Raw genomic sequence first — 14,104 nt, forward strand, 5'->3', positions numbered from 1 at the left:
GGTTTTATGGATTCGGATCCGGTCACGAGCTGGTGGAATGCTCCCCATCTCTACATGGTGCTGGTCGGTCTCGCCGGCATAGTCGTTTGGCACGTCATTCCGCGGCGGCTCTCCACCACCAGGCTGATTGTCCAGATCGCATTCTTCCTTACCATGTCGGTCCTGCTGCTTGACGGAGCCGTGCTCCCCTACGAACCGATACGGGGCACCGAGACAACCGCTAGCGCAATCCTCGTCGGTTCGGCCAAGTTGCTGTGGTGGGTTCACCTCGCCTGGGCGCTGATCGGGTTTGTCCGCATCTATCTCGTGTTCGAGCGAAAGCCGCGCGAGGCGCGCCTTCTGCAGGACCTCGTCGTCGGCGCCGTCTATGTTGGGATGCTGCTGTCCATCCTGGCTTTCGTCTTCGGTGCGCCGGTCGGAACGCTGATCGCCACCTCGGGCGTCTTTGCCATCGTACTCGGACTGGCGCTCCAGAATACGCTGAGCGATGTCTTTTCGGGCATCGCACTCACCCTCGGCCGACCTTATGTGCTTGGGGACTGGATCGTTCTGAGCGACGGCACCGAAGGCCGCGTCGTGGAGACCAACTGGCGATCGACCCACCTGCTCACTTTGGCGCACAACGTGGTGGCGCTGCCGAACAGCTTCCTCGCGAAGCTAGGGCTGACCAATGTCAGCAGCCCTGAGGAGAGCCATGGGCTGTCCGTCACGATAAGATTGGCGCCGACCAAGATGCCGGCGATCGTCGCGGACGTCATGAACGCGGCCTTACAAAGCAGCAACACAATACTGAGGGAGCCGCCGCCAGTGGTCGCCATCAAAGCCCTGGATGCGACGGCGATCGAGGTCGATTTGTTTTTTCGGGTCGCAAATGTTGGCCAGCGTATTCCAGCGACGAACGAAATCTTCGATCTTGTCTACCGTCATTCCAAGTCCGCGGGTTTGCGGCTGGCAATGCCACCCTCCTCTTCGATTCTCATGAATGACTTGCCGAACGAAGAGACGGCAAATCTCGCAGAAGTCACGCCGATCAAGCTTATAAATGCCATACCAGTATTCTCGCGGTTGACGGACAACGAAAAAGAAGCCCTCGCGGCAACGGTTACGGTGCGCACCTATCGCAAGGGCGACATCATAGCACGACAGGGAGAGATGCTGCCCTCCCTCATGATTGTTCGGACGGGCATCATTGTCCGAGAGCGCGGCGAAGATGACGCCCAGCCGCAGGAGATCGGCCACCTCGCTCCCGGCGACTTTTTCGGAGAGACCGGTCTGCTCGCGGGCATTGGCGAGACCTCGACCTTGCGCGCGATGAGCCACGTCGTGGTCTACGAGATTGACCAGCAAAGCTTCGCGCCCCTGCTGCTCGACCGGCCCGAAATGGCTGAAGATCTTGCGGCGGTCCTCTCAGCCAGAATGTCCCTCGGCGGTAGCCGCACCGGACAAGAGCACACGGATTCGAAATTCGCGCTGCTCAAAGCCATGCAGACGATCTTTTACCCAATACCGTTCCGGCGCGGTTTAAGCGCCGGCAGACCGGGCGCACAAGAAGGGAGGTAGGCATGAGCATCCGACAAACCGGCGTCACAGATATCGTTTTGCCGGTGTCCAGTGAACCGGTGAGCGGTTTCAAGGTACGGCGCGTATTGCCCTCCAGGTATTGGGCGAATGGTCGGCCCCTTTGTCCTCTTCGAGCAGATGGGGCCAGCCGTGTTCAATACCACCAGGGTTTGGACGCGAGACCGCATTCCCATACAGGCTTGGCGGCCATGACCTACCTGGTCGATGGGAGATCGTCCACCGGGACAGTCTCGGTAAGGTGCAGGCTCTCGCCCCGGTGAAGTCAGCTGGATCCGAGAGGCATACCCATAATATGAGGATGCTGGTCATCGAACTCTCCTCCTGGCTTGCTGTTAATCCTGCCGGGCCTCCATGGCGGGCAGGCGCAATATCACTGTCGTGCCCGAGCCGACGGCGCTTTCGATATCGACCCGCCCGCCGTGGCGCTCGGCAAAATGCTTCACCATCGGCAGGCCGACGCCGCCCAGGCCAGTGCCCTTGGTGGTGAAAAAGAGATCGAAGGCGTGGAGCACGGTCTCCCGCGTCATTCCGATTCCACTGTCTTCGATACGGAGCTCGACGACGGTGCCAGGATCCTGAACGACCGCGGCGGCGTTTATCGAGATCAACCCGCCGTACGGCATCGCGTCGCGCGCGTTGAATACGAGATTCAAGACCGCGTTCTGCAAACCCAGCGGATTGCATTTCGCAGCGGGTAGATCGCGCCCAACGCGAACTTCGAGACGAACGTTCGTCTCCCATGCGCTTCGGACAAGGTTTTCGAGCTCGGCCAAGCAGGCGCCCACGCTCGCATGTTCCGGCGCTCGATGACTTGCCGCGGCCCGACCGTCTCCCTGACAAGTGCGGCAGCTTGCTGCAGGGCGGTCCTGGCGCTGGCGATTACGGGGTCGAGAGCTGGAGCCGTCGAGACGCTCGGGTCGCGGGCGACCCGATTCAGTGCAGATGAAGCGACCTGAATAAGATTGCCCAGATCATGAACAATGCCGGCCGTCGACTGCTCTGCCGGCGGGTCGGACAGGGGAACATCAGTAGTTCGGTCAAAGACATGATTGTCGGCCGTGCTTGATCTTGTTTTCCGCGCCTGACATTTTCATGCCCTCTTTTGTTCGGTCGACCCTGGCAATCCGGTCGTGTGAGGACACTATATTGAGGAGCATTTCCGGGTCGATTGGATGGAGGACGAGGGCGAGCCATACGGCGGTATATGTCTCGCTGCAGTTTTCGCCGGATTGATCGCCATGGCGGCGCTGCCTTGCCCCGGCGATGCATTCGATCGATGCCGGGAACCTACCCGTGCGCCGACCACCGGCTACAGCTGCCACTCCCCCGGGTGCATCATCCTAGACTTTCGGATCGCCTGACCGAGCCGTCCGTCGAATATTTTCGCGCGCCAAGTGGGCGCATTCTTCTCGGTATCGGACGACCCGCCGCACAGGAGAAGACACGTGCACAAGATCATCAGAGCTCTGGCCCTTGTTTACGCATGTTGCGTGTCAGACAGCGCGACGACGCAGGCCGCGGACCATCAGGCAAAACCGACGATCGTGCTGGTGCACGGGGCCTTTGCTGAATCGTCGAGCTGGAACGGCGTCATCGCCGAGCTCAACCGGGAGGGTTTCCGGACCATCGCTGCGGCCAACCCACTTCGCGGCGTTGCAAGCGATGCGGCCGCCGTATCGGCCGTCATCGGATCCATCGGCGGACCGGTCGTCCTGGTCGGCCATTCTTACGGCGGGCCAGTCATCACCGAGGCAGCTAACGGGAAGAACAATGTGAAAGCGCTGGTCTATGTGGCCGGATTCGCCCCGGACAAAGGCGAGTCCAGTCTCACGCTTTCGGGGAAGTTCCCAGGCAGCACGCTTGGCGAGGCGCTCCTGCCGGTGGCGCGGCCGGATGGAGGACAGGACCTCTACATCCAGCCGGAAAAGTTTCACCTGCAGTTCGCGGCCGATGTGACGGCAGCGCAGGCCAGCCTGATGGCGGCGACACAACGCCCGGTGGCTGACGCCGCCCTGGCAGAACCCTCCGGCGCGCCTTCTTGGAAGACAATTCCATCCTACGCGATCTACGGCTCGGCGGATCGGAATATCCCGCCGGCGGTCATGAAGTTCATGGCCGAGCGCGCGCATTCGGTGAAGACCATCGTCGTCGAGGGCGGGTCGCACGCGCTGATGGTCTCGCGTCCAGAAGCGATCGCCTTGCTCATAGAGGAAGCTGCATCGGCGCAGTGACGAAACCGGTCGCCTCGCGCCGGCTGCATTCAACAAGTGCAAGCCCCCAGGAGACATCGACATGAAAATCGTGGTCATTGGCGGCACTCGGTACATCCGGTTAGCGACCGTCGAGAGGTTGCGTCAGCAGGGGCACGACGTCGTGGCGGCGTCGCCGCAACGTCGTGCCCTCACAACAGCGGCACCTCATGATCCCGGCCACGCTGGCAGACCTCTTCGGGAATTCCTCGAGAACACCGCCTCCGTCCTGCGCCACCTATGGCACGGCCGACAGCTTTGGCTTCGGCTACTACGGCAGCGCCTCGGAGGTCCTGGGTTGGGGCCAAGCGAGGGAAGGCTGCGAAGACAGTGTCGCTTGAGCCAAGCCCTTGCGCTGGCGGTCGAGCGAGTCGCGGACGCGCGTCGCTCTCATCGAGGAATTCAGGGCCGGCACGGTTAGAGCCGCCGGCGTTGTTCCAAGTAGTTTTTTCGAAGTCAGAACAGGAGAATGAAATGAAAATCGTAATCATCGGTGGCACCGGACTTATCGGCTCCAAGACCGTCGCAAGGCTGAGCGTGAAGGGCCACGACGTGTTGGCGGCGTCGCCAAGTGGCGGCGTCAACACCTTCACCGGTGAAGGATTGGATAAGGCTCTTGCCGGGGCGGATGTTGTCATCGACCTCGCCAATTCGCCGTCGTTCGAGGACAAGGCCGTTCTCGAGTTCTTCGAAACAGCCGGAAAGAACCTGCTCGCGGCAGAGAAGGCCGCCGGCGTGAAGCATCACATTGCGCTCTCGGTAGTCGGGGCGGAGCGCCTGCCCCGGAGCGGCTACCTGCGTGCTAAGATGGCTCAGGAGAAGCTGATCAGGGAGTCGGGAATTCCCTACACGATCGTTCACTCGACCCAGTTCTTCGAGTTCCTTGGCGGCATTGTGCAGTCGGCAACCGTCGGCGACACGGTCTCGGTATCGTCGGCCTACTTCCAACCCATCGCCGCCGACGATGTTGCAGAGGTGATGGCTGACGTGGCGCTCTCCCAGCCGATTAACGGCGTGATGGAGATCGGCGGCCCCGAGCCCTTCCGCATGAACGAACTGGTCTTGCGTTTTCTGCAGCTCGCCAACGATCCCAGGAAGGTGATCGGTGATCCTCATGCGCTCTATTTCGGGACCGAGCTAGACGACCGATCGCTTGTCCCGGGCGCGGGCGCCCGCATCGGTTCGACGCCGTTCGAAGACTGGTTCGACCACGCCCCGTCTCGGCGAAGCGGTGTTGCGGCGTAACGGCGGCATCTGAAGACAACCCGCAAGGGAAACGACGATGGACCACAAGCTGCCCATTGCGCCTCAGGCAAGTCGCCGAGCCCTCCTCCTCGGCGCAGCGGCCGCCGGCATTGCAACCGGCCTGCCCAAATATGCGCTCGGGCAGGGGACAGCCGGCCAGGAATCGAACTCATCCATCTCTCAAGAAGGATCGAAAGATATGAGCACTATCACCACCAAGGATGGCACCGAGATCTACTACAAGGACTGGGGTCCGAAGGATGCTCAACCGATCGTCTTCCACCACGGCTGGCCGCTCAGCGCCGACGACTGGGACACGCAGATGCTTTTCTTCGTCGGGCATGGATATCGCACCATAGCCCATGACCGGCGCGGGCACGGCCGTTCCGCGCAGGTGAGCGACGGTCACGATATGGATCACTATGCTGCCGACGCGGCGGCGGTGATCGAGCATCTCGGCCTGAGGGACGCAATCCACGTCGGCCACTCGACCGGCGGCGGCGAAGCCGCTCATTACGTCGCCCGCCACGGCAACCGGCGCACCGCGAAGCTCGTCCTCATCGGCGCGGTGCCGCCAATCATGGTGAAGACGCCGGCCAATCCTGGCGGCCTTCCGATCGAAGTGTTCGACGGGCTGCGCGGGTCGCTCGCCGACAACCGCGCGCAGTTCTACATCGATTTCCCATCGGGCCCCTTCTACAGCTTCAATCGGCCGGGCGCGAAAGCGATCCCGGGCATCATCCAGAACTGGTGGCGGCAGGGCATGATGGGCAGCGCCAAGGCGCACTACGACGGCATCAAGGCCTTTTCGGAAACCGATTTCACCGACGACCTCAAGATCATCGACGTGCCGACACTCGTCATGCACGGCACGGACGATCAGATCGTGCCCATTGCCGATTCCGCGCCGTTATCCGCAAAGCTTCTGAAGAACGGCACGCTCAAGATCTATGAGGGCTTTCCGCACGGGATGTGTACCACGCATGCCGATGTGGTGAACGCCGACTTGCTCACCTTCATCAGGTCGTAGGCTCGCGCCGTGTCCTGAGGCGAGAGCCCGATCGCCGGCCGTCCTCCCCTCCGGCCGGCGATCACCCCAATCTCAACCGCAAACTGGAGTCAGACAAATGATCCGGAGCATACTCTACAGCACCGCCGCTCTCGCGGCGTTCATCGCCACCGCCGCGCTGGCCGACAATACGGCTGGCGCTTTCAAAAACGTGAAGCTCGTTTATGATCAGCCGCTTCCGAACGTGCCCGGCAAGAGCATGAGAGGTGTGCTTGTCGACTATGAGCCAGGCGGCAACTCGCCCGCGCATCTCCATCCCAAATCTGCCTTCATCTACGCCACGGTTCTCGAAGGGGCGATCAAGAGTCAGGTCAATGATGGCCCGGTGGTCACCTATCGCGCCGGCGAGAGCTGGTCCGAATATCCCGGCGATCGTCACCGCGTCAGCCAGAATGCCAGCGCGACTGACCCCGCCCGGCTGCTGGCTGTCTTCATCGTCGACACCGGCGAGACCGAACTTGTGCTCCCCTACGAAGAATAAGATCGGAATCTATCGCCCTGTTTGAACAGGAAAGCGCCGCGCCGCCGGAGCGTTTGAAGCGCCTGGCGGCACGGCACGCAACCAAGGACGGCGCAATGCTCATCGGCAAACTGCATGCCTTCACGTCGTCGCGCCTGGCCGTGATCGACTTGGATGCAACGGTGCAAGCGGCCGCCCTTTCACTGTCCAGGCCTGGCATCGGCCTCGTTGTGGTATGCAATGCAGGCGGAGGCGCGGAGGGTGTGCTCAGCAAATCCGATCTCGTGCGCCATCTCGCCGGCCCGTGGTCCAAGACACCGCCAGTGTCCGACCTGATGAACAGATCCATTGTCTCCTGCAGTCCGCAGGACGATGTCCACGACGTATGGCAGACCATGGCGGCGCGAAGCTTGCAGAACATTCCGGTAATCGACGTCGGCGCCAGGCCTCTCGGCATACTGGACATACGCGACGCGATGAAAGTGTTGTTCGAGCAGGAAGAAATGCAGGAGCGGATGCTCTTCAATTATGTCACCGGGGTCGGCTACCGCTAACGGTTTTTGCCGCGCCTCCTCCAGGCATATCCCGAAAAGGATCGTTGAACATGAAACTATACTACAGCCCGCTTGCGTGCAGTTTGGCCGATCACATCGCCCTACTCGAAGCTGGCGCGCCATTCGAGCGGGAGAGCGTTAACCTGAAGACCAAGCGGACGGCATCGGGGGCCGATTTCAACGCTGTAACGCGAAAGGGCTACGTTCCGGCGCTGGTGCTGGACAGCGGAGAAATCCTCACCGAGAACATCGCCGTCCTCGATTGGCTCGCTACGGAGTATCCAACGCTCGGTATTCCAGGAAACCTTGGCCGCACGCGCGTGTTAGAAGCGCTGGTTTTCATCTCGACCGAGGTGCACCGCAGCTTCAAGCCGATGTGGCATGCCAGCAGCGAAACCCAAAAGGCGCAGGCAAGAGCGACGATCTCCAAGCTGCTGGACATACTTTCGGAGAGGCTTGCGGGCAACTACCTGTTTGGCGCAACGCCCAGCGTCGCGGATTTCTATCTGTTCGTGATGCTCTTGTGGGCCGAGCGCTTTGATGTCGGCATTCCCCCGCCATTCGTTGTATTGCGTCGCCGCATGGCGAGCCGTCCGGCGGTGCAAGCCGCCATGCGGCAAGAGGGCCTGATCTCATTGATAGACAGTGAAGCGAATGCTCACACGCGTGAAGAGTGCGATCATGTCACTGGATAACAAGGTTGTCATTATCACCGGAGGAAGCTCCGGCATCGGCCGCGCCGCTGCCCTGAGTTTTGCCAGGCAAGGTGCAAAGGTCCTCATCACGGGACGCCGCCCAGCAATGGTGGAGGAAGCGGCCGCTGAGCACCCGAATATAACGAGCCTCGTCGCCGACGCTGCGAAGCCCGAGGATGCCCCTCGCACCATTGCGAAGGCAATCGACACATGGGGACGTCTGGACATCCTCGTAAACAATGCCGGCGCTGGCGCTCTCTTGCCTCTGGGCGATGCTGCCGCTGAGCGGATCACGGACATCTTCGCGGTGAACGTCGTTGGCCCAAGCCTGCTAGCGTCGGCAGCCCTTCCGCATCTGACGGCGGCGAAGGGAGCGATCATAAACATATCGAGCACGTTCGGTCACAAGCCCGCGGCGGATCTGTCCCATTACGCCGCCAGCAAGGCAGCGCTCGAACACCTGACGCGCTGCTGGGCGCTCGAACTCGCGCCACAGGGAGTGCGGGTCAACGCCATCGCTGCCGGTCCAACCGAATCGGGAGCACTGACGGGTATGATGGGGCTCTCTCTGGAACATGCAGCGGTTATCGAGGAAGCGGAGCGAGAGCAGATACCGCTCAAACGACGTGGCAGTCCGGACGACGTAGCCAGGTGGATCGTGCATCTCACCGATTCGGCGTCCGAGTGGGTGACCGGGCAGGTAATCGCCGTGGATGGGGGCCTTGGCCTCACATGACGCACGTGCCGACGAACAGCCGGTCGAAAATCGCCGAGGAGACTATAGATATGAACCGAGCCAGCGGTCGAATCCTTGGAGGAGTTTTGGTTCCCGATACGCCGCTTGTGCAACAGGCCCTCGACTATGCTCGGCACGAATGCGAATCCTATCTGTTCAATCATGTCGTCCGTTCTTGGCTATTCGCGGCGCGGATTGGACAGCTTCGGAACATCGATCACGATGCGGAAGTCGTCGCCCTGGGGACGCTGTTGCATGACATCACGCTCAACGAGCGCTTTAACGGCCCGCGCCGCTTCGAAGTCGAAGGCGCCGATTTAGCCCGGATCTTCGCACAGCAAGGCGGTGTCGACGAGCGCCGAGCCCAGCTGATCTGGGACAGCGTCGCCCTAAACTCGACACCGTCGATAGGCCTCTACAAGGAGGCAGAGGTGGCGCTCTGTACTGCCGGCATCTGCCTGGATGTGATCGGCCTGCAATACGAGCTTGTCCCTGCAGCGGAGATCGCAAGGATCATCGAGGAATTCCCGCGGCTCAAGATGAAGCGTCGCATGACCCGGTGCTTCTGTCACATCGCCGAGGCCAGGCCGGAAACGACCTACGACAATTTCGTCCGGGATTTCGGTGAACGCTATGTATCTGGATACCGATCTCCTTCTTCCGTCGATCTCGTGTCGAACGCGCCATTTGAAGGTTGAACACGGCTGGAGCCGGATTGTCCGGATTCGTCGTACCCGGCGAATTCGGCTGTCTACCTTCGCCCATGGCCGGCGACTCGTGCCCTTCCGGTGAGCCGTTGCCGGAACTGTTTCATGCCGCAGTCCTGGCCCCGCCGACCTCGCGTATCGAGGCCGGCAGCGTGTCCCATGCCCGGATCAGTTCGCCGATGGAAGCGGCCTCCATCTTGCGCATGACGTTGCCGCGGTGCAGCTTCACCGTCACTTCGCTGATGCCGAGATCGAAGGCGATCTGCTTGTTGAGGCGCCCCCGCGCAACCTGACAAAGAACCTCCCGCTCGCGTGGCGTCAGCGTCTCGACGCGTTCGATGTTGCGCTTGACGACTGCTGATGCAACTCGCTGCGCGGCATCCATGGCGACACCCTCAATTACGGCGTCGAGCAGCGTCTGGTCCCGCACCGGCTTCGTGAGGAAGTCCACCGCACCGGCCTTCATCGCCTGCACGGTCATTGCAATGTCGCCATGCCCGGTCAGGAAGATGACCGGCTTGGGGTTGCCCGTTTGGGCCAGATGACGTTGCAGGTCGAGGCCGCTCGCTCCCGGCATGCGCACATCGAGGATCAGACAACCGGCGCTATCTAGTAGATCGGTATCGAGCAACTCGCGCGTCGAGCTGAAACAGACAGGCCGGAACCCGGCGGAAAGTATCAATTCGAACAGCGCTTCCCGAACAGACGCATCGTCATCCACAATGATGACGAGTGGCTGCTCCGCTTCGCTCCTGCGCTGTGATGACAACGGCGCCGATCTCCGTAACTGCGGCGGCTGCTCAACTCTCATGCTCACCTCCATTTTTCGATTTGCGTAATGCATTGCCGATGGCTGCCAGCATGACCTGCGCATCGAAGGGCTTACGGAAGCACTCGCTGACGCACTGGGCTCTGTCCGCATCGGCAACCTCGTGGCGCCCGGTGATCAGGAACACCGGCAGGTCCGGACGCACCTTCTTCACCAGATCACAAAGTTCGAAGCCGTCCATGCCGGGCATCCCGATGTCGGTGATGAGCACGTCAAGGCCGGACAGCCCGCTGATGAGCAATGCTCGCGCTGACGAGAAGCTGCGGGCCGCATAGCCGGCGGACTCCAGCAGATCCTCCAACGACTCGAGTAGCCTTGGATCGTCATCGACAACCGCCACGACAGGTTTTCCCTTGGTCATGCCCGGTTCACTCCCGCTCGGCGTGAGTGGGTGATCGGTATCTCCAATCGCTCCGCGATCCGCACGAGATCGGCGAGCGACGACGCCGCCATTTTCTGCATCACGTTCCTTCTATGGATTTCCAGCGTAACTTCGCTGATCCCTAGCTCGGCGGCCGCCTGCTTATTGAGCAGACCGCTCACGACAAGCGGCAGCACCTCGCGTTCGCGTGGCGTCAGCTCGCGATAGCGTCGCTTTAGCAAGTCCAGTTCAGCCCGCGCGGACCTGCTTTCCCGATCCTCGGCGATCGCCGCCTCGATTGCAGCCATGAGATCCGCATCGCTGAAAGGCTTGGTGAGAAAGTCCACGGCGCCATGCTTGATCGCCCGGACGGAGGACGGGATGTCGCCGTGCCCTGTTATGAAAACGATCGGCGGATGATCTCCCTTTGCGATCTGCCTCTGCAGATCGAGGCCGTTGATGTCAGGCAGCTCGACGTCGAGGATGAGGCATGCCGGGACGTTCGGTTTATCCGCACCGATGTATTCGCCTGCCGATCCGAACGCAGCGGCGCGGATGCCGTGCGAATCCAGCAGTTCGGTCAGCGCCTCCCGCAGGCGCGCATCGTCGTCTACGATGAAGACGATATGGTCATCCGTGGTCATGGCACTGCTTTCACGTCAATCGGCAAGGTGAAGGCCAACGTCGCTCCCTGCGGTTCGTTCGTCTCCGCCCACAAGCGTCCGCCGTGCGATTCGACGATCGAACGGCAGATCGCGAGCCCCATGCCCATCCCGTTCCCCTTCGTCGTGAAGAACGGTTCAAATATCTTGTCGGGAAACTTGATCCCCGCGCCGCGATCACTGATCTCCGTTTGGATCACGTCTCCCACGCGGCGCACTCGCACGCCAAGAACTCGGTCACCTTCGAGGGAGTCCATCGCATCCATGCCGTTGCGAATGAGGTTCACCAGAACCTGCTGGATGTGTACGCGATCCAGCGCGACAAGCGGCAGGCCGCTTTCGACATCGACATCCATGCGGACACGCCGCCGCGCCGCCTCCTCGGCCATGAGATTGCGCGCGTTGAGGACGATACTGAAGAGTTCCGAGTTGTCCCTGGGCTCCACTGCTCGCTTGAACAAGCCGCGGATGCGTCTCACGACGTCGGCGGCGGCGTTGGCGTCGCGTGTGATGCGCTCCACCGTCTTTTGCGCGCGTTCGAGATTGGGCGGATCTGCCGTCAACCAACGCTGGCAGGCATGCGAGTTCGCCACCACGGCCGCCAGCGGCTGGTTCACCTCATGCGCGATGGAAGCAGACAGTTCCGCCAGGCTCGCCGACTGGCTCGCACGTGCGAGGCTCTCTTGCGCCAAACGCAGCTCTTCTTGCGCCCGGACTTCACCGTCGATGTCGATGGAAATGGCGTACCATTGCACAACCGCTCCGCTCTGGTCCCGCACCGGTTCCCCGCGGCCATCAACCCAGCGATAGACGCCGTCCGCGCGACGCATACGATACTTCATCGAGTACGGCTCGCCTGTGGCGAGCGACTGGCGAACCGTGTCGAGCAGGCGTGCTGAATCTTCCGGATGGACGAGAGTCCGTATGGCGGCCGCCAACCGGCTCGTGTCCGGCATATCTAGTTGTGCTAAGTCGTTCAACCCGAAGAAGTCAAGCAAGCGCTTGTTGAAGAAGATCGGCTCCCCTTGGGGAGTCAGTCGCCTGATCTGGACCGGAACCATGTCGACGAGTTGGGAGAGTTCCCGCTCCCGCTCGCGCAATGCTTGCTGCGCGCGCACCTCGTCGTCGATATCGAGAGAAACGCCGTACCATTCCGTGATCTCGCCGTTTTCGTCGCGCCGAGGCTCTACCCGGCACTCGGCCCAACGATAGACGCCATCCTTTTCGCGCCATCGAAATCGCATCGCAGACTCATCGCCAGTTTCGAAACACCTCGATAGCGTGAGCTGCACTTCGGGAGCATCTTCGGGATGAACCAGTTCTTGCAGCAATCCTTCGATGCGCGGCTCCTCGAGAGCTTCGAAGTTTTTGATAACCGAGCGGAAATGGTCCTGGTATCGCTTGTTGAAGTAGACCGGCCCACCGGTAGGTTTTGCACTCCAGATGCGGACTGGAACGGCGTCGATCATCTCCTGAAGCTGCCGCTCGCTGCGCCGCAGCGCCTCTTCGGCGTGCATCTGATCGTCGATGTCGTGACAGATGCCGTACCACTGGACGATGAGTCCGTCCTCATCCCGCAATGGCTCGGCGCGGCTCGACATCCAGCGATAGATTCCGTCGAAACGGCGCAAGCGATATCGCATTGCAAAGACTTCGCCGGTAGCAAGGCAACGGCGGAGCGTGTCGCCGAAAGCTACCGCATCGTCCGGATGGACGGTCCCTATGACCGCCGTCAAGCGGCTCATGCCCAGTTTTTCCGTATCCGCCACGTCCAGGCCGAGGAAATCGACCATGCGCTTGTTGAAGAAAATCGGCTCGCCGTCAGGCATCAGACGCCAGACGTGGCTCGGAACCATATCGACGAGCTGCGAGAGCTCCCGCTCCCTGTCGCGCGATGTGACCAGCGCCAGCTGACGCTGCCGGGATATGGCCGCCACGATGAGCGCCGAAAATGCCGAGATGGCCAGGAAAAGCTGCAGCATGACCTGCCTTTCCCTCTGGGACTCGGGATCGCCGATAAACTGGCTGTCGCCGGATATCGTGAGCGCCATCGTGATCAGGGCGAGGAGCGTCAAGGCGACGGCGGCGCCCCTGAACTCGAAGCGCGCCGCCGCCCAAAGAAGGGGCGGCATGATGATGTAGGGGGTGGGCAGATAGACGTCGCTCAAGGAGAGCGCGCCGACTCCCAGAAAGATCAGACCCAGGACGCCGGCTTCCACCCGCTGCGCGGAAGAGAGTTGGGTCTTGCTGCGCCAATACCGGATCACGACCAGGGCCGGTGGCGCTACGAGCAGGATTCCGGTGGCGTCTCCAATCCAAAACAACGGCCATACCGCCGTGAAGGTTTGCGATTCTACGGCAAACCACGCAAGCGTCGCGCTTCCGATCGTCGCGCTTACCAGGGGCGCAACTCCGGCGCCCAGCACGACGAATGCGAGAACTTCCTGCAAGGCTTCCAGCCGAACCGGGCGCCCGCATGTCCGGTTCACCAGCGTTGCGCCGACAGCCGCGCCAAGGGCGTTGCCGACATAGATCAGGAAGCCAGCAGGCAGCGGACTGTGGAACCACACGAGCTGCGCGAACATCTCGGCCAGGCAGCCCGCCAATATCCACCACGGCCAACTGTAAGGAGAGGCGAGAATAAGCGTCGCGATGAAAACGCCGCCCGGAGGCCAAATGGAAACGGTTATGCCGGGGACGATTGCGAGCGCCTGGGCGAACCCGCAGCCTAGTACATATGCCGCGAAAAAAAGCCCCAGGTGCAGGAATTGGGGGCGCTGCGACCAGACGGACATCATCGGCTTCTCCTGCCGGGCAAAGAAGGGCTGGGGATTGTCAGCGATGGGTGTAGCACGTCTCCGCGATATCTGGGTTTGCGAACTCATGGCCCACTCTATTCCGGCCATTCCTTGGCTGCACCTCATGGAAATCCATGAGCCCAGCCGTTCCTAGTCTT

At 61.5% G+C, this 14,104-nt stretch carries 14 protein-coding genes and 1 pseudogene; 10 read left to right on the forward strand and 5 right to left on the reverse strand.

Annotated features, from left to right (window positions below; genetic code table 11):
• Positions 1-54: 54 nt before the first annotated feature.
• Positions 55-1,560: a mechanosensitive ion channel family protein gene (locus AC0L17_RS04165; protein WP_473514874.1), complete on the forward strand. Its 1,506-nt coding sequence runs from the start codon at positions 55-57 to the stop codon at positions 1,558-1,560.
• Positions 1,561-1,913: 353 nt separating this feature from the next.
• Here AC0L17_RS04165 and AC0L17_RS04170 read toward each other — a convergent pair whose 3' ends face one another.
• Complete coding sequence (locus AC0L17_RS04170; protein ID WP_473514875.1) at positions 1,914-2,354, reverse strand: sensor histidine kinase; 441 nt, start codon at positions 2,352-2,354, stop codon at positions 1,914-1,916.
• A 672-nt stretch (positions 2,355-3,026) separates the two neighbouring features.
• On the opposite strand from AC0L17_RS04170, the gene AC0L17_RS04175 reads away from it, so the two are divergent.
• From AC0L17_RS04175 to AC0L17_RS04215, 9 genes and pseudogenes are all read left to right on the forward strand, one after another.
• The gene (locus tag AC0L17_RS04175; protein WP_473490915.1) at positions 3,027-3,812 is read left to right on the forward strand and encodes an alpha/beta fold hydrolase; all 786 of its coding nucleotides are present in this window, start codon (positions 3,027-3,029) and stop codon (positions 3,810-3,812) included.
• Between the two features lie 61 nt (positions 3,813-3,873).
• Positions 3,874-3,969, forward strand: a pseudogene (locus AC0L17_RS04180) (NmrA family transcriptional regulator); the annotation flags it as partial.
• A gap of 335 nt (positions 3,970-4,304) precedes the next feature.
• The gene (locus tag AC0L17_RS04185) at positions 4,305-5,075 is read left to right on the forward strand and encodes an SDR family oxidoreductase (protein WP_473514876.1); all 771 of its coding nucleotides are present in this window, start codon (positions 4,305-4,307) and stop codon (positions 5,073-5,075) included.
• 199 nt (positions 5,076-5,274) lie between these two features.
• Positions 5,275-6,105, forward strand: coding sequence for an alpha/beta fold hydrolase (locus AC0L17_RS04190; RefSeq protein WP_473514877.1), 831 nt, complete (start codon positions 5,275-5,277; stop codon positions 6,103-6,105).
• Positions 6,106-6,202: 97 nt separating this feature from the next.
• Positions 6,203-6,625 carry a cupin domain-containing protein gene (locus AC0L17_RS04195; protein ID WP_091597564.1) on the forward strand — a complete coding sequence of 141 codons (423 nt, stop codon included), beginning with the start codon at positions 6,203-6,205 and terminating at the stop codon, positions 6,623-6,625.
• Positions 6,626-6,678: 53 nt separating this feature from the next.
• The gene (locus tag AC0L17_RS04200) at positions 6,679-7,158 is read left to right on the forward strand and encodes a CBS domain-containing protein (protein WP_473514878.1); all 480 of its coding nucleotides are present in this window, start codon (positions 6,679-6,681) and stop codon (positions 7,156-7,158) included.
• Positions 7,159-7,208: 50 nt separating this feature from the next.
• Positions 7,209-7,853 carry a glutathione S-transferase C-terminal domain-containing protein gene (locus AC0L17_RS04205; RefSeq protein WP_473514879.1) on the forward strand — a complete coding sequence of 215 codons (645 nt, stop codon included), beginning with the start codon at positions 7,209-7,211 and terminating at the stop codon, positions 7,851-7,853.
• Positions 7,840-8,589, forward strand: coding sequence for an SDR family NAD(P)-dependent oxidoreductase (locus AC0L17_RS04210; protein ID WP_473514880.1), 750 nt, complete (start codon positions 7,840-7,842; stop codon positions 8,587-8,589). The genes AC0L17_RS04205 and AC0L17_RS04210 overlap by 14 nt, the downstream gene beginning before the upstream one ends.
• A gap of 50 nt (positions 8,590-8,639) precedes the next feature.
• A complete protein-coding gene (locus tag AC0L17_RS04215) occupies positions 8,640-9,287 on the forward strand; it encodes an HD domain-containing protein (RefSeq protein WP_473514881.1) in 648 nt (215 codons plus the stop codon).
• 112 nt (positions 9,288-9,399) lie between these two features.
• Here the strand turns inward: AC0L17_RS04215 and AC0L17_RS04220 are convergent, their stop codons facing one another.
• The 4 genes from AC0L17_RS04220 to AC0L17_RS04235 are packed head-to-tail and all read right to left on the reverse strand — an operon-like array spanning position 9,400 to position 13,946.
• Positions 9,400-10,107: a response regulator transcription factor gene (locus tag AC0L17_RS04220; protein WP_473515023.1), complete on the reverse strand. Its 708-nt coding sequence runs from the start codon at positions 10,105-10,107 to the stop codon at positions 9,400-9,402.
• Complete coding sequence (locus AC0L17_RS04225) at positions 10,097-10,486, reverse strand: response regulator (protein WP_473514882.1); 390 nt, start codon at positions 10,484-10,486, stop codon at positions 10,097-10,099. The genes AC0L17_RS04220 and AC0L17_RS04225 overlap by 11 nt, the downstream gene beginning before the upstream one ends.
• Positions 10,483-11,130: a response regulator transcription factor gene (locus AC0L17_RS04230; protein WP_473514883.1), complete on the reverse strand. Its 648-nt coding sequence runs from the start codon at positions 11,128-11,130 to the stop codon at positions 10,483-10,485. The genes AC0L17_RS04225 and AC0L17_RS04230 overlap by 4 nt, the downstream gene beginning before the upstream one ends.
• Positions 11,127-13,946 (reverse strand): MASE1 domain-containing protein, encoded by a 2,820-nt coding sequence (locus AC0L17_RS04235; protein WP_473514884.1) that lies wholly within the window; start codon positions 13,944-13,946, stop codon positions 11,127-11,129. Before AC0L17_RS04235 ends, AC0L17_RS04230 begins: the two co-directional genes overlap by 4 nt.
• Positions 13,947-14,104: the final 158 nt, after the last annotated feature.

This window comes from Mesorhizobium sp. WSM4829, assembly GCF_055811475.1.